15 protein-coding genes are annotated in these 19,407 nt (G+C 57.4%); 8 read left to right on the top strand and 7 right to left on the bottom strand.

Features of this window, described 5'->3' with window-relative positions; genetic code table 11:
• The first annotated feature begins 8 nt into the window (after nt 1–8).
• Nucleotides 9–764: an alpha/beta fold hydrolase gene (locus AC2FAJ_RS03745; protein ID WP_485453837.1), complete on the top strand. Its 756-nt coding sequence runs from the start codon at nt 9–11 to the stop codon at nt 762–764.
• Nucleotides 765–820: 56 nt separating this feature from the next.
• Here AC2FAJ_RS03745 and AC2FAJ_RS03740 read toward each other — a convergent pair whose 3' ends face one another.
• Genes AC2FAJ_RS03740 through AC2FAJ_RS03730 form a run of 3 tightly spaced genes read right to left on the bottom strand, consistent with a single transcriptional unit; the run spans nt 821 to nt 7,318 of the window.
• Complete coding sequence (locus AC2FAJ_RS03740) at nt 821–2,995, bottom strand: virulence factor SrfC family protein (RefSeq protein WP_485453836.1); 2,175 nt, start codon at nt 2,993–2,995, stop codon at nt 821–823.
• Nucleotides 2,992–5,973, bottom strand: a complete 2,982-nt coding sequence (locus tag AC2FAJ_RS03735; RefSeq protein WP_485453835.1) for a virulence factor SrfB — start codon at nt 5,971–5,973, stop codon at nt 2,992–2,994. Before AC2FAJ_RS03735 ends, AC2FAJ_RS03740 begins: the two co-directional genes overlap by 4 nt.
• A 4-nt stretch (nt 5,974–5,977) precedes the next feature.
• Nucleotides 5,978–7,318, bottom strand: coding sequence for an SrfA family protein (locus tag AC2FAJ_RS03730; RefSeq protein ID WP_485453834.1), 1,341 nt, complete (start codon nt 7,316–7,318; stop codon nt 5,978–5,980).
• Between the two features lie 283 nt (nt 7,319–7,601).
• On the opposite strand from AC2FAJ_RS03730, the gene AC2FAJ_RS03725 reads away from it, so the two are divergent.
• Both AC2FAJ_RS03725 and AC2FAJ_RS03720 read left to right on the top strand, forming a co-directional pair.
• On the top strand, nt 7,602–9,200 hold the full coding sequence (locus AC2FAJ_RS03725) for an ABC transporter substrate-binding protein (RefSeq protein ID WP_485453833.1): 1,599 nt from the start codon (nt 7,602–7,604) through the stop codon (nt 9,198–9,200).
• A 100-nt stretch (nt 9,201–9,300) separates the two neighbouring features.
• Nucleotides 9,301–9,534, top strand: coding sequence for a YdcY family protein (locus AC2FAJ_RS03720; RefSeq protein ID WP_008501298.1), 234 nt, complete (start codon nt 9,301–9,303; stop codon nt 9,532–9,534).
• 3 nt (nt 9,535–9,537) lie between these two features.
• Here AC2FAJ_RS03720 and AC2FAJ_RS03715 read toward each other — a convergent pair whose 3' ends face one another.
• Both AC2FAJ_RS03715 and AC2FAJ_RS03710 read right to left on the bottom strand, forming a co-directional pair.
• Nucleotides 9,538–9,987, bottom strand: a complete 450-nt coding sequence (locus AC2FAJ_RS03715; protein WP_047365031.1) for a DMT family transporter — start codon at nt 9,985–9,987, stop codon at nt 9,538–9,540.
• Nucleotides 9,984–10,502, bottom strand: coding sequence for a GNAT family N-acetyltransferase (locus AC2FAJ_RS03710; RefSeq protein ID WP_028018868.1), 519 nt, complete (start codon nt 10,500–10,502; stop codon nt 9,984–9,986). Before AC2FAJ_RS03710 ends, AC2FAJ_RS03715 begins: the two co-directional genes overlap by 4 nt.
• A 148-nt stretch (nt 10,503–10,650) precedes the next feature.
• Between AC2FAJ_RS03710 and AC2FAJ_RS03705 the strand changes: the two genes are divergently transcribed.
• The 3 genes from AC2FAJ_RS03705 (at nt 10,651) to AC2FAJ_RS03695 (ending at nt 13,254) form a co-directional block, all read left to right on the top strand.
• Nucleotides 10,651–11,226 (top strand): helix-turn-helix domain-containing protein, encoded by a 576-nt coding sequence (locus tag AC2FAJ_RS03705; RefSeq protein ID WP_021240241.1) that lies wholly within the window; start codon nt 10,651–10,653, stop codon nt 11,224–11,226.
• Nucleotides 11,227–11,291: 65 nt separating this feature from the next.
• Nucleotides 11,292–12,332: an NADP-dependent oxidoreductase gene (locus AC2FAJ_RS03700; RefSeq protein WP_485453832.1), complete on the top strand. Its 1,041-nt coding sequence runs from the start codon at nt 11,292–11,294 to the stop codon at nt 12,330–12,332.
• Between the two features lie 253 nt (nt 12,333–12,585).
• On the top strand, nt 12,586–13,254 hold the full coding sequence (locus tag AC2FAJ_RS03695) for a GntR family transcriptional regulator (protein WP_045630489.1): 669 nt from the start codon (nt 12,586–12,588) through the stop codon (nt 13,252–13,254).
• A gap of 119 nt (nt 13,255–13,373) precedes the next feature.
• Here the strand turns inward: AC2FAJ_RS03695 and pqqU are convergent, their stop codons facing one another.
• Nucleotides 13,374–15,488 (bottom strand): TonB-dependent receptor PqqU, encoded by a 2,115-nt coding sequence (gene pqqU, locus AC2FAJ_RS03690; RefSeq protein WP_485453831.1) that lies wholly within the window; start codon nt 15,486–15,488, stop codon nt 13,374–13,376.
• Between the two features lie 243 nt (nt 15,489–15,731).
• Here pqqU and yncE point away from each other — a divergent pair, with 243 nt between their 5' ends.
• Nucleotides 15,732–16,793, top strand: coding sequence for a 7-bladed beta-propeller protein YncE (gene yncE / locus AC2FAJ_RS03685; protein WP_047368641.1), 1,062 nt, complete (start codon nt 15,732–15,734; stop codon nt 16,791–16,793).
• A gap of 51 nt (nt 16,794–16,844) precedes the next feature.
• On the opposite strand, the gene ansP is transcribed toward yncE, so the two are convergent.
• Nucleotides 16,845–18,341: an L-asparagine permease gene (gene ansP, locus AC2FAJ_RS03680; RefSeq protein ID WP_028013287.1), complete on the bottom strand. Its 1,497-nt coding sequence runs from the start codon at nt 18,339–18,341 to the stop codon at nt 16,845–16,847.
• A gap of 417 nt (nt 18,342–18,758) precedes the next feature.
• Between ansP and AC2FAJ_RS03675 the strand changes: the two genes are divergently transcribed.
• Nucleotides 18,759–19,298, top strand: a complete 540-nt coding sequence (locus AC2FAJ_RS03675; RefSeq protein ID WP_248112334.1) for an AAA family ATPase — start codon at nt 18,759–18,761, stop codon at nt 19,296–19,298.
• Nucleotides 19,299–19,407: the final 109 nt, after the last annotated feature.

Raw genomic sequence — 19,407 nt, 5'->3', positions numbered from 1 at the left:
GAGTGCTTATGAACAGTTTTTACTCGCATCATGCGGGTTGCACCGTGCGCTGGCATGATTTGCCCGGTTCTGGCGATCCCGTAGTCTTTATCCACGGATTGGGCTGCGCCTCTTCCTATGAATATCCTCGCGTCGTCCGAGACCCTCAGTTTGACGGGCGCAGAGCTATTCTCATCGATTTACCCGGCAGCGGTTACAGCGATAAGCCTGAACATTACAGCTATAAAACGACTGAACAGGCGCGCGTCGTGGCGGAGTTGATTGACCATCTTCAGCTGGATGCCTTCTGGTTATACGGTCACAGCATGGGCGGCAGCATTGCTATAGAAACGGCGGGGCTGCTGGCACCGCGCGTGAAGGGACTGATGGTGTCGGAGCCCAATTTTCACGCCGGTGGGGGGATGTTTAGCCGCGCTATTGCGGCGCAAACCGAACACCAGTTTGTGGCACAGGGCTATAATGCCATGCTCCGCAAAGAGACCACCGCCTGGGCCGGGTGCCTGCAAAGCAATGCACCCTATGCCGTCTGGCGCGGCGCATCAAGCCTGGTCGCCGGTGTTGAGCCGGACTGGGAAGCGCAATTTCTGTCGCTGCCTTGCCCGGTGACGTTGATTTTTGGTGAGCTCTCACTGCCGGATGACGATGTGGATAATCTGAAGCTGAAGGGCGTTGAGGTCAAAATCATCCCTGCGGCGGGGCACTCCATGTCGTGGGAAAACCCGTCGGCACTGGCGCAGGCGTTAGCGGAGTGTATGGCGGCGTGATTATCGTCGCGGAATACAGGCCGGGTAAGCGCAGCGCTACCCGGCAAGATAGGCCTCTACAGGATTAAAGCCCGCAGTGCCCGACGTGCGTCAGGCTGAACATCATGCGGGTGCTGATAATCAATGTTTTCGATTGCCCGGTTATAGAGGGCAACCAGCCAGTCATAAACGTACGCGGTGGCCGCATGAACAGGCTGCTCCCCCAGACGCGTCAGGCGCGGTGCGGCACTGCTGACGACGGGCGTAACAAAGATTGCCTGACCTTTGCGAATGCGGCTTGCGGGGCGTTCTGCTGACGGGGTCTGGTCGTAACCCAGCCAGCCAACGAAATTCCCTATCACCGCATGCAGCTGCGCCGCGCTGCTTTTATCCGCGTCGACAATTTGCTGAAGCTGTTGCGGCAGATTAAGCCGGTAGCTGGTTACCACCAGCACATCCGCGATTTGCTGCAGCACCGCGGGCTCCAGACCAAGACGGGCGGCGGTAGCTTCATTGCGGCTCCACTGGCGCAGATGATTTATCCATACTCTGTGCGCCAGGCGCGCTTTGTCTTTTGTCTGGGATCGTCCTGCGCTTTCCTGGGCGTTATCGGCGAACAGATCGATGGTGTCCGTGAACAGCCCGTTCACTTGCTCCTCGCGCGGCTGCTGAACGGCGAGCAGCGTTTCAAAGGCTTTCAGCGGCGGCAGCAGGCCCTCAAGCAGCTCCCCGTGACGGGCGGCACTGCTTTGCAGCGTGCGCACCATATTTTCGGCCTGAGCACGTCGAGTACCCGGTTCCTCAACCAGCGGCGCCAGATAGCTTTGCATCAGCGACGCGATCTCCTGCCGCAGCAGGTTTTTCAGCGTGCCAAGGCGCTTCTGCCGCTGTACCGGGAGCGTCGCCTGAGACAACCACTCAATGACGCGCTGCATGCTGTGGCTGTCCAGCGCCTGCAGAGTTCCCCAGCGCAGGCCTGGCTTGCCCAGCAGATGCTGTACGGCTTCATCGAGATTCTGTCGGGTAGTGAAACGAGCGTCATGCGGCGTGATCGCCCACACCAGCCCCGGCAGGGCAGACTCCTCAGCAGGCTGGGTCTCTTTAATCCAGTTAATTAACACTTTTGCTTTTTGGGCCGTCTGCTCGTGCCGCGCTGTCGCGTTGCAGATAACCAGCACATCCGGCAGGAGCTGCTGGCGGTAATGTTCAAGCAGCCACTGGCATTTAGCCTGTACTAAAGGATCGGCACTGCCGTCTTCAAAGACCGGAATATCAATGATATCAACGTTATCCAGCGCGCTATTCTCAACCGGCAAGACCAGCTCGCGGGTAAGGAAAGCAAGCACGTCGACCGGGATGCTGATGGCGTTGAGCATTTCACCGTTGTTCAGCGGATGAAGCAGCGTCTCCTGAGTTTCCTGCTGGGTTAAGGTACCGTGCGTCAGGAACCCTTCACCAGGCAGACCAAAGCTGTCCACCAGCAGGCTCAGCGGCGCAGCCAGCTCGCTCGCATGGCTGGTCTGATGCAGCACGTGGGCAAGCTTCAGCCACTGCTGGGTTAACTCCTGCTGCTCGCCCCACAGTAGCGACCAGACGCTGGCGCGGGTGCTGAGATCGAGCGATGGCACCAGCTGGGCAAACTCATGCCACAGGGCGTCATCAATTTGCTGTCTCGCGGCGGGTACCGTGCTTTGCCAGAAACGCGAAATCGCACCCACATCCTGCGCCGTGATGCCGGGCACGCTCTGCGGCTGGCGAAGGCCGCGCCATTTCTCCAGACGCGTCTCAATGACCGCCTTATCCACCGCACGCATCTGCGGGTGCAGCGTCGTGCGGGCAATAAACAGTTGTACCAGTTCGGCCTCGGTGACCAGGCTCAGACGCAGCGGAAACGCCTCATCCGCTACCTCCGGGGTGTCTCGGGTGAAGCGCACGGCCATGTTGGTCAGGGCATGCCCTGGGTTAATATGCGAAAAATAGTCAAAGGTGCGCTGGCCCGGCATCACGTTCAGGCGCCCGTTACCGCTGCCGCACAGCGACAGCAGCAGGTGCGCCTTGGCGCTCTGAGAATGGCCGTAAAGCCCAATGCTGCTCCGGCGGGTCAGGGCGCGTTCAATGGCCTGCTCCCGCGCCTGCGCCGCGTTGATGCGAGCAAGCAGGGCATCAGCATCGTTATCCAGCACAGGGGCGTTCAGGCGCGTCTCATTAATCCACCCGATCAAGGCCTGAGTGGTGGTCGTGGTCGCTGTCATTTCAGGTATACGCTCCCGCTGTCGATCCAGTAGTGGCTACCGCTGTGTCGGCGATCGGCCAGGGTATTCAGTTTGAAGGTTAACGCGTCAGGCGCAACCGGCGTGCCGTCCTGCAGCCAGGCATCGCTGAGCTCGAAGGCCTCCGGGCCCTCCTGCTTGCTGCCGCCGCAGAGCTTAAGCCGCACGTTAAGCACGCCGTCGCCGGCAATCGCTTTTGCCAGTTCAGCCGAGTTGATACTGAGCGTGTAAAGCGGCGTGGCGGGCCAGCGCGCGTTCGCCAGCTGGCGGAAACCGAGGGTGACGTTACCGCGCAGCGGGAAGTGCAGCCGCGCGTCGAGCTTCGCGCCGGGTTTATCGAGATCGATATCCTGATACCAGACGTTCTCCTCGCGCAGGGTGTTGACGGTGTTATCCAGCACGCCGAGATAACGCACCGTTGAATACGCGCCAATGTCCGCGGCCTTAAAGTTAAAGCGCGGCAGACGCAGATCGAGCGCCAGGCTGCAGAGCATGGCCCCCACCGCGGCGGTCGATTTCGGATTGCCTATGCGCCCCTGCTGGCTGAAGGGATACCACTCGTGAACCTGATATTTATCCAGCCAGACGATGCGGTTGACCGGCACCGGCTGCAGATGCCGAATCAGCGCCTGAACGCCCGGCAGGCAGCCCGGGCGCCCGGTGATGAGCAGAATATCGCAGCTGTAATGGGAAATCGCTTCACACACCGCGTGAAGCGGCGAGGTCAGCGTAAACTGACCGGCCAGCATTGCATCCTGCATTTCGCGGAAGTTCACGTGCAGCGGCACGGCGAACAGGTCGAACGCCTCTGAGCCCGCCGGCAGGGCATGATCGATTGCCTGCTGAAGATAGTTCATCACGTTGCGGGTTGGTTTCTGCGCAAGGAGCTCGCCAAAGGTGGCATGCAGGCCCACCAGCGGATCGTCAATGTCGCTGGCTTCCCACGCGGAAAGAATGGCGTGGCCAATCGGCATAAAGAGCTGAAGCGCCGTTTGCTGGCGCAGTACCGCCTGGGTATCAATACGCCCGGAGTCGCCGAACAGCGACGCCATCAGCAGTGAGGCGTCCGCAATGCCGGATTTCTGCAGCTGCGTTTGCAGGGCGGGCAGGACATAGCGCTGAATCACGTCCAGCAGGGTATCGTCGCCCGCCACCTTGAACCCTTCGCGGAACAGCAGTTGCGGGGTGATTTTGACGTTATTACCGGAGCCGTCATCAAGCTGGTAGTGGGTTATTGCCATATCCGTGGTGCCACCGCCGATGTCGATAGACGCGACGCGTAATGCGCGGCCCGGCTGCACGCCTGGCTCAGGTTCACGATCCGTGCGGGCGAGGGAGGCGAAAAAGGCTTCCGTCTGGCCGCCAAAACGGGAAATCGCTTCGTTATACAGCCAGACCAGCTGACCGCAGCTGGCTTCATCCCACTCCATCTGGATCTCAGGGACCGGCACCACGCTTTTTTCCTGCTGCTTGCGGGTGGCAAAATCTTCATCCTGCGGGTGCCAGCCCATCGCTTTCCAGACGATGGCAATGGCTTCAAACATGCGGCGACGGAAAATCTCGCGCTCCTGCTTCGGCATGGCCGAGGGCAGGGTCAGGATCAGGGTGCGCAGCTGGCGCGGCGAGGCCGGGAAGCCCAGGCGCAGGCGGGTGGCGACGCTGTTGATCTGGCCCAGCGCCTGCGCCAGCAGCTCGCACAGCATGTGCGTCATCAGCGTGCTGCGGCTGTACTGCGGCGAAAAGACCGGCAGCCGCTCGTCCTGCGGCAGCGTAAACAGCGGCTCACCGTCATCGTTCATCAGGTTCATCAGCGGAAACGCCGTGGCGAGCGGTTCACGCTGGGTTTTGCCGTTCATCTGGCTAAAGCGCCAGTCCTGCACGACAGGCGTTTCATCCCACAGGTAGCGGCGCGGGCTGGAGATGCCGCTGTTACCTTCGGTTCCCAGGCGCTGCATCGCCAGCTTGCGGGCTTCATCGCCCACGCGAACAATCGACGGCCAGACAAACGCATCTTCGCGACCGCTTTCCACCGAGAAGTGCTGTTTGCCAAAACGCGCTTCGGAGAATTCAAGACGGCTGGTAAAGAGAGGCTCGTTCAGGAACTGCGGCTCGCTTAACGAACGAACCTGCAGCTCGGCGGTCTGCCGGAGCCCGTCGTTTGCATCACCGTGGTCTTCGATAATGACGCCGCAGGTGTGGGTGTTGCCCACGTCGAGGATCAGGTCGACAGGAATGGCAGGCGTGCTGAGCGTATGGGTGACAAATTTCACTTCCGGCACGGTGAGCTGTTCACCGAGCATGGTCAGTACATTGAGCCAGTGGGCCTGATATTCAAAACTGCGCATCGCCTGATGCAGGTCGCGTTCAGAGCGGTTTTCCACGCCGTCGGCATACTGGGTAAATGCCTCGCGCAGCCAGCCGTCAATCCAGGTCTGGTCGAGGAAGCTTTCTACCTCACTATCGCGCCACGCCAGCGCAAAGCGGGTTCCGTTCAGAATATCGTTTTCAACCGGCGACAGGGCGGAGGTGGCATGCTCCGCGATCTGGCTGTCGAGCGCGAGGGTGACGCGGTGCGAGTTGCCTGCCGTGTCGGGCTTCTCGAGCTTGCGCACCTGAACGCGCGCCCAGTTATCCGGTCCTTCCACAAAGGTCCGCGGCGGGTTGAAGCGCAGGAAGGGCACGGGAAGCCAGACGCCGTCCAGCACGGCAAGGGACTGATGCAGCGGAATGGTGGTTTCCGGTTTAACCACTTCAGGCTGACCGCCGTTCGTCCCCGGCAGGGTATAGCGCCCGTTCACCAGGTCGAAATCGAGTCGCAAAAGGGGGCCGTTCGCGGTTTTACGTACGAAGCGCCCGTTGCTGGCGGTGTCCTGCGGCGTCAGGCCGAAATCCAGGAACTGCACGCCGCTGTTGGCAATAAGCGTGACGCTTTGTTTATAGTCGCAAAGATTTACCAGCATAGGATCAGGCACCTGCTTTCTTGAACGTCAGTGGGACGACGGTGTTGGCATCGTAGCGAGCGCGACATTCTGCGATATCGCTGGCCCCGGCTTTACAGGCGACTTCCGGCATCGGATAGCGGGAACCGTCGGTGCAGCGGGCATTGCCGCGACTTTTAATCATCAGCTCGCCATTGCTGTGCAGCCCGGAGAAAATCTCCGCGCGGCAGACAATGTTGTCGCCGTGCACGACGCGGGCGAAACCTTTATTGTTCTGGATTTGATAGCGCATTGACGGCGGCTTGCCGGTGACCGGATCTTTCACGTCGAGAACCGCGCGCCAGGTACCGTTCAGGAAGCGCGTCGACCCGGCTTTCACCTGACCGGCTTCCATCACCATGGCATCTTTCGGGATCGGAACAATTACCACCGGTGCGGCTTCAGGCGCAGGCGCGGGTTCTTTTTCTTTACTGGCGACGACCTCAGCCTGATGCAGGGGGAGATTCATAGCCAGCGGCTCTACCGCTTTGATCGGCTGCGGTGCAATAGCCACGGGCTCAGGAGCCGGTGCCGGAGCGGGCTCTGCCGAAGGGGCCTGTTTTGGCCACAGCAGCGGCGCGGCAACGGCTGCCACAATCACGGCGGCAACCGGCAGGGTCCACAGGGGAATGCGACGTTTTTTCGTGACGGCAACAGGCGCAGGTTCCTGAGCGGGTTGCGCAACAACCGGCGCGGGCTCCGGCTCATACAGTTCTTCCGGCGTAATACGCACGGCGGCGACGGGCGCAATCAGCGGCTCGTCTGCTTTTTCATAGGTGATGGCCGGTTCGGGCTCGGTTTCTGGCTCGGGCTCTTCAATCACAACGGGGGCAGGCTCGGGGATCAACGCTTCACGCAGGCAGTCGAGCACATCGTCGCGCGCATTTTCGTTCAGGTTTACAAAACCCCAGAAGCAAATAATCGGCTTTCCTGCGACCAGGAAAACAAAATTCTCGCCGGGAAACTGAAACGCTTTCGACAGCAGCGAGCCGAAAAGCTGCTGCGCGGTTTTGGGCGACTGGAGGCATTTCTTGCTTAACGACTCAACGCTGGCAAGCGTGTTTTCCAGATAGCGCAGGGCGCGATAGCGGTCGTCTTCACTGGCCGCTTTCCAGCTGGTGACGCTTCCCTCAACGGGGGAATACCAGTCCACGCGGTCGCCGCTGTCGTTGACCTGAGGAATAGCCAGACAGTCCACTATGGCCTGCTGTTTGCGCAATCGAAGCGCTTCCCGGATTTGTAACGCTGATTCAAAAACGGCCTGTCCGCCGCCGCCAACGGCCTGAAAATCATCCAGATTACCGCTGCGTAAAAGAGTTTTTGCCACGATTTGATCCCATATACTTCTTCACACCGTTACTTTAACGAAACGAGGAAGCAAACAAACGGAGGAAGAGACGCTAAAAGCGCCGATTTCTTGCGGCATAGATCGTGACGGTTGTGCTTGACGAATAACGTCACTTAAGGCAAATCACCTATTTTTGCACTGGCGGCAAAACCGGCAAAAAACGCGGCTTTAGAATAACCTGATAGTGTTTCGTTATTTGCCAGGTGATAAGGGCTGTGCTGTTATTACTGACCTATATAATAAAACTGTCAGGGTTATAACTATGTCTACAGGGAAAACGCTGCTCGCCCTTGCGCTGAGCGCTCTTTTACCAGCCGGTGCCGCATGGGCGGCAAACAACGACACCCTTATTTACTGCTCCGAGGCATCGCCAGAGTCGTTCAACCCGCAAATCGCCAGCTCCGGCCCGTCGTTCGTGGCCAGCTCTCAGGTTCTGTACAACCGCCTGATCAATTTCGACCCGGTGAAAAATACCCCGGTACCGTCACTGGCGGAATCCTGGACGATTTCACCGGACGGCAAGACCTATACCTTTACCCTGCGCAAAGGGGTGAAGTTCAACAGCAACAAATACTTCAAGCCGACGCGCGACTTTAACGCCGATGACGTTATTTTCTCGGTGATGCGTCAGAAAGACCCTAAACACCCGTACCATAATGTGTCCCAGGGCAACTACGAATACTTCAACGATGTCGGGCTCGATAAGCTGATTCAGGACGTTAAAAAGGTCGACGATTATCACGTCCAGTTCACCCTGAGTGAACCCAACGCCGCGTTCCTGGCCGACTGGGGAATGGATTTCGCGTCGATCCTTTCCGCCGAATACGCCGATGTGATGCTGAAAAAAGGCACGCCTGAGAACGTAGATACCTGGCCGATCGGCACCGGGCCCTATGTGCTCCAGCAGTACAAGGTGGACTCGCTGATCCGCTACGTCGCTAATCCGAACTACTGGGATGGCGAGGTGCCGACCAAACATCTTATCTTCTCGATCACGCCAAACGTGGAAACCCGCCTGGCGAAATTACAGACCAACGAGTGTCAGATTATTCCTGCGCCGTCTCCGGTTCAGTTTGACGTGATTAAAAAGAACAAAGACCTGACGCTGCACTCTGTCGATGCGCTGAACGTCGGCTATCTGGCGTTTAACACCGAGAAAAAGCCGTTCGATAACCTGCTGGTGCGTCAAGCGCTGAACTACGCGACCGACAAGAAGGCTATCGTTAATGCGGTCTTTATGGGCTCCGGTACGGTGGCAAAATCGCCGATCCCGCCAAATATGCTGGGCTTTAATAAAGATCTGCAGGACTACAGCTACGATCCTGATAAAGCAAAAGCGCTGCTGAAGCAGGCCGGACTGGAGAAGGGCGCAGAAGTCACGCTGTGGTCAATGCCGGTTCAGCGTCCGTATAACCCTAACTCGCGTCGTATCGCGGAGATGATCCAGAGCGACTGGGCGAAAGTCGGCGTGAAGGTCAAAATCGTCTCTTACGAGTGGGGCGAATACCTCTCCGGGATGCGCAAAGGCGAGCACGACTCCGCGCTGTTCGGCTGGATGTCCGATAACGGTGACCCGGACAACTTCGCCGATGTGCTGCTGGGCTGCAACAGCATTAAAACCGGGTCAAACGCCGCGCGCTGGTGCGATAAGGGTTATGATGCTCTGGTGCAAAAAGCGAAGCTGACCAGCAGCCCGGCCGAGCGCGCGAAGCTCTATGGCCAGGCGCAGGAGATTTTCTATCAGCAGGCGCCGTGGATTGCGCTCGCAAACGGGAAAACGTTCTACGCGACCCGCAGCAACGTGACCGGGTACAGCGTAAGCCTGATGGGCAGCGATTTCTCAAAAGCGAAGCTGAACTAAGCCTTTTTAGCCGGGTGGCGGCTCCGCCTTACCGGGCCTACATTTGGCACCTGTAGGCCCGGTAAGCGTAGCGCCACCGGGCACATAACGAGGAGTGACAATGTCACATTTAAACGAAGTTATCGCCCGCGTCGATGCCGCCATCGAAGAGAGCGTGATTACCCACATGAACGAACTGCTGATCGAATTAAGCGATGATGCGGAGCTGAGCCGTGAAGATCGTTACACTCAGCAGCAGCGTCTGCGCACCGCGATTTCTCACCACGGTAAGCAGCATAAAGAGGAGATGGACGCGCGTGAGGAACAGCTGACGAAAGGCGGCACCATACTGTAACCATCAAAACTGGCGTCGCGCCACCAGCCAGGCCCCGACCACCAGCATCACCGCGCCGCACACCGGGCCGATCAGGGCGCGCAGCGGAATGCCATTGCTCCTCAGCACGTCAAGCACCAGCCCGCCAATCAGCTGGCTTGCCACCAGTACGGCGATGGTCGTCGCCGCGCCAACGTTCTGATAGCCGCTGATGCTGGCAAACACAAAAAACGACCCCAGCAGCCCCGGAATAAGCGTCCACCAGCGCACCGTTGCGGCGAGCTCGCTGAACCCGGCGACGCCCTGTTTCAGCAGCAGAATGCTGACAAACAGCACGATGCCGACCAGGGAGTTCAGCAGCATCGCGATAAGAATGGTGGAGGAGGACTGGGTGATACGCACCATCAGGGTGTTTTGCACCACCAGACCAATGCCCGCCGCCACCAGAAACGCCAGCGTCAGTGACTGATTCATGGGATCGCGTCCGGGTCGCTGCGCTCGTCCAGCTGCAGCTGCATAAAGGTTAAGTCCAGCCAGCGGCCAAACTTGGTTCCCACCTGCGGCATTTGTCCGGTCGTCACAAAGCCGAGCGTTTCGTGGAGGTGAATCGAGGCATGGTTTTGCGCTTCAATCCCGGCCACCATCACGTGTTTACCGATGGCGCGGGCCTCGTTAATCAGCGCCTTCATCAGCGTGCGGCCAATCCCCTTGCCCTGATGATCCGGGTGGACGTAGACCGAGTGCTCAACCGTATGACGGAAGCCGTCAAAGGCGCGCCAGTCGCCGAAAGAGGCGTAGCCGGTGATTACGCCGTCCTCCTCACTGACCAGAACCGGGTAGCCCGCAAGCGTGCGCGCCTCAAACCAGGCGATTCGGTTATCGGTATCGACGGTTTTATCGTTCCAGATCGCGGCAGTGTGCAGCACCGCGTGGTTGTAAATCTCGCCTATCGCAGCGCAGTCTTCTTTGCAGGCATGACGAACGATCATGATGAAGCCTCTGTGTGTTGTTCACTATAGTGTTACGTTGTCGCTACGATATTACACAACTGTATCGCCCGATCGCTACGGCATAAGCCATATTTTTTTGTTATCAAAAGCCCATTGAAATGCCGTTCATACACTATAGTATGACGTCATGAACACCATAACAGACACAATGAATCAACGGATTAGCGCAAGAATTCGCCTTGAACGCGAGTCTCGCGGGTGGTCCCTGAGCGAGCTGGCGGACCGGGCAGGCGTCTCCCGCGCCATGATCCATAAAATCGAGCGCGGGGACAGTAGCCCGACCGCCACCTTGCTTGCCCGCCTGTCGGGCGCGTTTGGCATCAGCATGTCAACGCTGATTGCCCGGGCCGAAATGCAGGAGGGCAAGCTGCTGCGCCTGGCAAACCAGCCCGTCTGGCGCGACCCGCAGACGCATTACCTCCGCCGCCATGTTTCCCCCCGTACCGATCTGCCCATCGACCTTGTTCAGGTTGAACTGCCTGCGGGCAGCGATGTTCCGATGCCGGCCTCTTCTTACGCGCTGGCGCGTCAGCTTATCTGGCTGCAGTCCGGTGAGCTGGTGTTTCAGGAGGGCGATACGCGCCACGAGATGCGCGCCGGAGACTGTCTTGAGCTGGGGCCGCCTAATGACTGCCGGTTCATCAACGAGACGAATGAAACCTGCATCTATCTGGTTGTACGCCTCAACCAGTCTGGCTCGTAATGCTAATGCGATAACGCTGAACGTGAGCCAGGCTGTAATGACATTTGTACCAGAAGGAGATCCTGATGAATCACTCTGTTTCGCATAACCGCCGCTGGGTGCTGGCCTCTCGTCCACAGGGCGCACCGGTCGCGGAAAATTTTCGTCTGGAAACGCAGCCTGTTCCGGAACCGGGTGCGGGGCAGCTTTTGCTTCGTACCGTCTGGCTGTCGCTGGATCCTTATATGCGGGGTCGCATGAGCGACGCGCCATCCTATTCACCGCCGGTTGAGCTCGGTGCGGTGATGGTGGGGGGAACGGTCAGCCGCGTTGAGCAGTCAAACCATCCCGACTTCAAAGCCGGTGAATGGGTGCTGGGCTACAGCGGCTGGCAGGAGTATGAACTTTCGGACGGCAGCGGCCTGGTGAAGCTGGGCGACAATCCGTCTCATCCTTCCTGGTCGCTGGGCGTACTGGGTATGCCGGGCTTTACCGCCTATATGGGGCTGCTGGATATCGGGCAACCGAAAGCGGGTGAAACGCTGGTGGTGGCTGCGGCGACCGGCCCGGTTGGCGCGACGGTTGGGCAGATCGGCAAAATCAAAGGTTGCCGGGTGGTCGGCGTCGCCGGTGGCGCAGAGAAATGCCGCCATGCCGTTGAGGTTCTCGGGTTTGACCTGTGCCTGGATCACCACGCCGCGGATTTTGCCGACCAGCTCAGGCAGGCCTGCCCGAACGGCATTGATGTCTACTATGAAAACGTCGGCGGGAAAGTGTTTGACGCCGTGCTGCCCCTGCTGAACACCTCCGCGCGCGTGCCGGTGTGTGGTCTGGTGAGCGGCTACAACGCGACGGGCTTGCCTGACGGGCCAGACCGTTTGCCGCTTCTGATGGGCACTATTCTGAAGAAACGCATCCGGATGCAGGGCTTTATCATTGCCCAGGACTACGGCCACCGCATTCATGAGTTTCAGGAAGAGATGGGGCGCTGGGTGCAGGAGGGTAAAATTCACTATCGTGAACAGGTGACGGACGGGCTGGAAAACGCGCCTGAAGCGCTGATTGGCCTGCTGGAAGGAAAAAACTTCGGTAAAGTCGTGATTCGCGTCGCGGGTGACAATAAATAAAAGGCACTATGGCGGGGTTTCCCGCCATATTTATTTGTGAAGATACGATATATTGTCTTTAATTACTGGACATGACTTTTCGCGCCATCATCCCCGATGAGCCCGAAAACGATAAAAAAATGACGTTTGCTTTTTTTGCTGTTTTTGTACTTCCCACCACCAGGCATGACGATACAGGATATATCGTACCGGCGCCGTTTTATTAAAACTGGCGTTTAAAAATAGCATTAAGTTTTAGCTACAGGAATTACACATGCTTGATTTGGATCACTTAGAAAAAGCCCAAAGGGTTAGCCTTACCATGCAGGTTGAACACAGTTTGAAAGGGGCGTTAATTACAGGCTCTCTCAAACCAGGAGCACGACTGATTACGAAAGAGATTGCTGATAAATTAGGCACCAGTATTACGCCGGTCCGCGAAGCGCTGCTGCGCCTGGTCTCCTCAGGCGCGCTACACGCCACCCCAGCGCAGGCATTTCTGGTCCCTGAGGTGACGCTGGAGCGTTATAACGAGATTAACGCCATCAGAAAACAGCTTGAGCCCATGGCAGTCGCCGCAGCATGCCAGAACATGTCTGATAGCAAGCTGGAGACGTTGCGCAATTTGTCGGAGGCCTTTCATGAGGCCATGCGCAACGGGAACGTTCAGCAGGCATTGCACGCAAATCGCATCTTCCGCTTTACGCTTTATCAGTACGCGGAAATGCCCACGCTGAATGCATTAATTGAACAGCTTTGGGTGCGCATCGGGCCTTGCATTAACTATCTGCACCAGGAGCTTAATGACATTAAGGAAGCGACGTATCACTATGACGAACTGCTTTCAGCCCTGGAACGCCGGGATGTTGACGCCAGCCAGAAGGCGATAGAAAAATCGATTGATGAAGCGAATACGCTTTTACAGCGACAATATTTTAACTGAGAGATAATTTAACAGAGCGACTATATACCGCGTTTAATTATTTATCTGGTGAATAACTCCTGATGGCATTTTGCCATCAGGATCGTTATTTTCGGTATAAAATAAACTTTACTTATTTCTTACTCGAATCGATAAGAGACAGACAGCCCTACGCCGTAGTTACGGCCAGGCGCTGGCTCGTAATAACGCCCGTTGGATTCGTTGACAATAACCGAGCCAACGTACTCTTTGTCGAACAGGTTATCTACGCGGCCAAAGACGTCCATCCCCCAGTTGCCGTAGTTGAATTTATACCCGGTATTCAGCCCGACCACCGTGTACGATGGCGCTTTCGCCGTGTTCTCGTCGTCGGCCATGATATCGCTCATGTAGCGCACGTCCGAGCCCGCGTACCAGCCTTCTTCAGGCTGCCAGCCAAACGACGCATAGCCCATGTTGCGGGCAATGCCCGGCATACGGTTGCCGTTACAGTCCGCGTCGCCGCAGACGTTGGTCCGGTAGGTGGCATCAAGGTAGGTCCACGCCATTTTCAGCTTCCAGTTCTCAGCAAACTGCTGATCGAGAGACACTTCGACACCCTGACGGCGGGTCTTTCCGGCATTTTTATAGCTTGTGCGGCCACCAGAGCTGGCATCCACCACGATCTCGTCATCCGTATCGGTGCGGAACAGCGCTGCCGTCAGCAGGCCATTGCCAATGCGGGTTTTGCTGCCCACCTCATACGTGTTGTTCGTGGAAGGCTGCAGGCCGATATTCAGGCCGCCCTGGTTATCGGCGCGATACGAAAGCTCGTTGATGGTTGGCGTTTCGAACCCACGCCCTGCGGCAGCGTAGAGGTTCCACGCGTCCGTCACCGCATACTTCACGGAGCCCGCCGGGAGCCACTTGTGATAGCTTGCGTCACCGCTGTCGTCGCCGTTGCCCGGAGTAACGTAATGGTCGTTAGAATCAAACCAGACCGAGCTATAACGCACGCCCGCATCCACGAACAGTTTCTGCGTCAGCTGCCAGCTGGTCTGCAGGTAAGGGTCAACGTTCCACATCAGGTTACGTTCGTTCCGGCGTTTATCACCCTTCACGCCGTAGTCCGGCACGCCGTTGTTCATCACAAAGTTCTCGTACCCGCGACGATCTTCACTCATGTTTTCATAGTTCAGACCGGTGGTGAAGGTGACCGGCACCAGCAGCTCGCCGCGGTGCGTCCAGCGGGTATCAACCCCCTGATAATGACGCTGCATATCGATCACGCCGCCGGAGTGAGAAGGCCTCAACTGCGGCTGGTAGGGAATCGACTGGTACTGGGTCATTTCACGCTCGCCGGCGTACATCATCACGCTGAGATCGTCCTGAGCGCTAAGCTGGCGGTCGTAGCGCAGCCCCGCCTGAGTCTGCTTGATGGTCTTGCGCGTGTTGTACTGATCGCCGCGCGGGGACTGACGCGGGTTATCCTGCCACTCCTGATAGCTCAGCCCGCCCGGATCGTTTGCTTTCATGTCCACGCTGTTAAAAATCAGCGTCAGCTTGCTGGCATCGTCAATGCGTACGCCCAGTTTGGCATTAGCGAGATTCTTCCGCGCGCCGCTGTGGTCGCGGTAGCCTTTAGTGGTGAAGCGGGTGGTGGATACGGTGTAATCCACGTCCCCGGCATGGGTGCCATCGCCCATTGCGCCGGTGGCTTTCATGCCGTAGCGCCATGTCCCGTAACTGCCGTAATAGCTGCTTGCCTCGATGGTCGGCGGCTGCTGCCCGGTTTGCGTATTGATGTTAATTACGCCGCCAGAGGCGTTGCCATACAGGGCGGAGAAGGGACCGCGCAGCACCTCAACGCTGTCAATGCTGGAGAGATCGATGTTGGAGGTCTGGCCCTGTCCGTCCGGCATGGTGGCTGGAATACCGTCGACGTACATGCGAATGCCGCGCACGCCAAACGTTGAGCGGGCACCAAACCCGCGCATCGAAAGCTGGAGATCCTGAGCATAGTTCTGACGGTTCTGAATCTGTAGTCCCGGAACGCTGCCAAGCGATTCGGAGAGATTAATGCGCGGCGCAGCGTGGCGCATATCCTCGCCATTCACGACGCTGACCGCCGCCGGAGTATCAAGCTCTGATACGGTTTGCGGCGTGGCGCTGACGATCATGGTCTGTTCCTCTGCGCTCATCGCGCTTAGAGGCGCAAAAACAACGGGAACCAGCAGCAGCGGGAGAGATGCCTTACGGGCAGATATGATTTTCATGAGTAAAACCGGTTGTGATGTATAAACGAACCAAATGGAACATGTCCATACATGTTAAAGGTTTTGTAAATGTTTTGAAAACTATAACCGCACATTGCGTTAATGAAAGGCACCAGGGAAAAGAAAAACTCCACTTTTAACTTATTAATGATTACTATTCTCATTATCAAAACGGCAATGCCATGACGTTGCCAGCCGGAAGCGATGTCAGCAGTACCCCCAATTTTCAAAAAAGGAATTGTTATGTCTTTACGCCATCTGTGCTCGCCACGCCTGAGTACGTCTCTGCTGTCTGCCGCTTTACTGTTTGCCGGAACCTTCCAGGCGCATGCCGCCGAAGAGATGCTGCGTAAAGCGGTGGGTAAAGGTGCCTATGAAATGGCGGTCAGCCAGCAGGAGAACGCGCTGTGGGTTGCGACGTCGCAAAGCCGTAAACTCGACAAGGGTGGCGTTATCTATCGCCTCGATCCTGCTACGCTGGAGGTGACGCAGGCCATTCATAGCGATCTCAAACCGTTTGGCGCCACCCTCGACGGCGCGACGCAAACCCTGTGGCTGGGTAATACGATCAACGGCGCAGTGACGGCCATTGATGCAAAAACGGGCGACGTGAAAGGGCGACTGGTGCTTGATAGCCGCCAGCGCAGTGAAACCGTCAAACCGCTGCAGCCGCGCCAGCTGGTGGCGGATGACGCGAGCAACACGATTTACATCACCGGTGTCGGCAAAGAGAGCGTGATTTGGGTCGTGGATGGCGCAACGCTGAAGCTGAAAGAGACCATTGCCAACACTGGCACATACAGTACCGGTCTGGCGCTGGATGCAAAGGCGAAACGCCTGTACACCACCAATGCAGACGGTGAGCTGGTCACCATTGATACCGCCACCAACAAAATCCTGAGCCGCAAAAAAGTGCAGGACGACGGAAAAGAGCACTTCTATCTGAACCTGAGCCTGGACACCGCCGGTCAGCGCGCGTTCCTGACCGATTCAAAACAGCCGGAAGTGCTGGCGGTGAGCCTGAAAGACGGCAGCGTGATCGAGAAAATCGCCGCGCCTGAATCCCTGGCCGTTCTGTTTAACCCGGCTCGCAATGAAGCCTACGTGACGCACCGAGAGGCCGGCAAGGTGAGCGTGATTGACGCGAAGACCTACAAAGTGACGAAAACGTTCGATACGCCGGTTTACCCGAACAGCCTGGCGCTGTCTGCGGATGGCAAAACGCTTTACGTGACGGTGAAGCAAAAATCTACCCGCCAGCAGGAAGCGACCCAGCCTGACGATGTGATTCGTATCGCGCTGTAATATAAAAAAAGGGAAGGCATATGCCTTCCCTTTTTAATGCCTGTGTGATGCTTAACGCGAGGTCTCTTCCACCAGCGGCGCGTCGTGTTTTTCATCGTCTGGATGAACCGGCGCGGTGCTGTGAATTTCGTGAACGCGCTTACGCACGCCGAACCAGCCAGCGATCAGCAGCACGGCCAGCAGCGGGATGGTGGCGATGGTATAGGTGCCGTTCGGGTAGTCGAACGCCATCAGCACCAGCACGCTGAACAGGAAGAGCAGGGTAAGCCAGGAGGTCACCGGCGCGCCCGGCAGCTTAAAGCTGATATCTGCGGCTTTGCCTTCTTTAATGGCTTTACGCAGACGCATCTGGCAGACCACGATAAAGGCCCAGGAAGCGATAATGCCGAGTGCGGCCACGTTCAGAACGATCTCAAAGACCTGAGACGGCACCAGATAGTTCAGGAATACGCCGAAGACATACACCACCAGCGTGGCAAGAATGCCCGCGTAAGGCACGTGCTGCTTGCTCATCTTCGACATGAACTTCGGCGCTGAACCGCCCATCGACATGGAGCGCAGGATACGCCCGGTAGAGTAAAGACCGGAGTTCAGGCTGGAGAGCGCCGCCGTCAGCACCACGATGTTCATGATACTGCCCACGTAAGGCACGCCGAGCTTCGAGAAGAAGGTGACGAACGGGCTCTGGCCGGCCTGATAGGCGTTCCACGGCAGCAGCAGAACCAGCAGCACCACGGAGCCGACGTAGAACAGACCGATACGCCAGATCACGCTGTTAATGGCTTTTGGCACCATCGTTTGCGGGTCTTTACATTCGCCCGCAGCGGTACCGACCAGCTCAATAGAGGCAAAGGCAAACACCACGCCCTGCACCAGCACCAGCGCAGGTAGCAGACCGTGCGGGAAGAAACCGCCGTTATCGGTTATCAGGTGGAAGCCGGTAGCATTGCCATCCAGCGGCTTGCCGCTGCCGAGGAAGACGGTACCGACCACCAGGAAAATCACAATGGCGAGCACTTTGACCAGCGCAAACCAGAACTCCATCTCGGCGAACCACTTCACGCCGATCATGTTCATGGTGCCGACGATTGCCAGCGCGCCAAGGGCAAAGACCCACTGCGGCACATCACCGAACGCGCCCCAGTAGTGCATATACAGCGCAACGGCGGTGATATCGACGATACCGGTCATCGCCCAGTTGACGAAGTACATCCAGCCTGCCACGTAGGCGGCTTTTTCACCGAGGAATTCTCGGGCGTAAGAGACGAAGCTTCCGCTGGAAGGGCGATGCAGTACCAGTTCACCCAGCGCGCGAAGAATGAAGAAAGAGAAGATCCCGCACACCAGATAGACCAGGGCGAGAGCCGGGCCCGCCATCTGCAGACGCGCGCCAGCACCTAAAAACAGACCCGTTCCGATAGCGCCGCCGATGGCGATCATTTGAACCTGACGGTTGCCCATCGCTTTGTGGTAGCCCTCTTCGTGGGAGTTCAACCAGCGACGTTTCGCAGCGTGATGATCGGCTGCGCTTTTATTGCTTGTTTTCATTGAGTTACCTGTTTGCCTGTCTGAACCATTATCGTGATAGTCCTGCCTGGCAGAGCGCAATACAAACGATTGCTTCTGCGCAAACACATGCCGCCTTCCCAGTCATTCTGCGTATGGATAAGGCGAAACATGGCGAGGCATCCTACCTGCAATTGATAAGCTACGCAAAATATAACCGTGCCGAAAGTGATGCAGGTCGAAGGAAATCGTGTGGTCAGAGCAGACAAGGTTTACAACGCGCTGAATCGTGGTGATTTTTTAGTCAAAACAATTATTGAAGTGCTGCTTTAATCATCAGAATATCTTAATAATTGCATAGGGGGAGGGCGTCAGGCTGCTGCGCTTCACTGGCGTTTCATTAACAAAACTAAAACGCTATGATGCAATCCGTTTTCTTCAGCATGTCCAGGCGGAACGGTGAAAATCAATATTGTTGGTACCAGCGGGAGCGGAAAAAGTACGCTTGCCCGACGCATCGCGGCGGAACTGGCGCTTCCCTACATTGAGATGGACAGGCTTTACTGGCGGCCCGACTGGCAGGGAACGCCCGATGAGGAATTACTTACAACGCTGGCGAATACCCTTGACGCCACGCCTGGCTGGGTGCTCGACGGTAACTACAACCGCACGCGCCCGGTGAAGTGGCGTGATGTGGATATGGTCGTGTGGGTCGATTGCGGGTTCACCCGCACGCTCCGGCAGGCGGTCACGCGTGCATTCAAACGCGCATGGCACCGGCAGGAGCTGTGGCCCGGCACAGGAAACCGTGAAAGCTTCCGCCGCTCATTTTTCAGCCGGGAGTCAATCATTATCTGGACGATCAAAACCTGGCGCAGTAACCGCGAGCGCTATGAAGCAGATATGCAAAATCCGCAGTATGCCCATATTCAGTTTGTCCGCATTACCTCCCGGCCGCAGGCCGACGCGCTCATTTCAACGCTAAAATCACACCGTTAGCAGGGCTATGCTTTTCTGATTTCCGGCAAACCAAATGTAAATTAATTGTTTCTCAGTGGTGAAATACGCCTTTAATAATGTCGACATGTTAAGTCAAACGAGAACGCAA

This window comes from Enterobacter cloacae complex sp. 385G4 (assembly GCF_057320665.1).
This window is presented reverse-complemented; position numbering and strand designations above follow the sequence as displayed.

What these genes read in the sequence shown, in the direction of transcription:
- AC2FAJ_RS03745 (WP_485453837.1), top strand. Translation starts at nt 9, where the DNA reads ATGAACAGTTTTTACTCGCATCATGCGGGTTGCACCGTGCGCTGGCAT.
- AC2FAJ_RS03740 (WP_485453836.1), bottom strand. Translation starts at nt 2,995, where the DNA reads ATGACAGCGACCACGACCACCACTCAGGCCTTGATCGGGTGGATTAAT.
- AC2FAJ_RS03735 (WP_485453835.1), bottom strand. Translation starts at nt 5,973, where the DNA reads ATGCTGGTAAATCTTTGCGACTATAAACAAAGCGTCACGCTTATTGCC.
- AC2FAJ_RS03725 (WP_485453833.1), top strand. Translation starts at nt 7,602, where the DNA reads ATGTCTACAGGGAAAACGCTGCTCGCCCTTGCGCTGAGCGCTCTTTTA.
- AC2FAJ_RS03720 (WP_008501298.1), top strand. Translation starts at nt 9,301, where the DNA reads ATGTCACATTTAAACGAAGTTATCGCCCGCGTCGATGCCGCCATCGAA.
- AC2FAJ_RS03715 (WP_047365031.1), bottom strand. Translation starts at nt 9,987, where the DNA reads ATGAATCAGTCACTGACGCTGGCGTTTCTGGTGGCGGCGGGCATTGGT.
- AC2FAJ_RS03710 (WP_028018868.1), bottom strand. Translation starts at nt 10,502, where the DNA reads ATGATCGTTCGTCATGCCTGCAAAGAAGACTGCGCTGCGATAGGCGAG.
- AC2FAJ_RS03705 (WP_021240241.1), top strand. Translation starts at nt 10,651, where the DNA reads ATGAACACCATAACAGACACAATGAATCAACGGATTAGCGCAAGAATT.
- AC2FAJ_RS03700 (WP_485453832.1), top strand. Translation starts at nt 11,292, where the DNA reads ATGAATCACTCTGTTTCGCATAACCGCCGCTGGGTGCTGGCCTCTCGT.
- AC2FAJ_RS03695 (WP_045630489.1), top strand. Translation starts at nt 12,586, where the DNA reads ATGCTTGATTTGGATCACTTAGAAAAAGCCCAAAGGGTTAGCCTTACC.
- pqqU (WP_485453831.1), bottom strand. Translation starts at nt 15,488, where the DNA reads ATGAAAATCATATCTGCCCGTAAGGCATCTCTCCCGCTGCTGCTGGTT.
- yncE (WP_047368641.1), top strand. Translation starts at nt 15,732, where the DNA reads ATGTCTTTACGCCATCTGTGCTCGCCACGCCTGAGTACGTCTCTGCTG.
- ansP (WP_028013287.1), bottom strand. Translation starts at nt 18,341, where the DNA reads ATGAAAACAAGCAATAAAAGCGCAGCCGATCATCACGCTGCGAAACGT.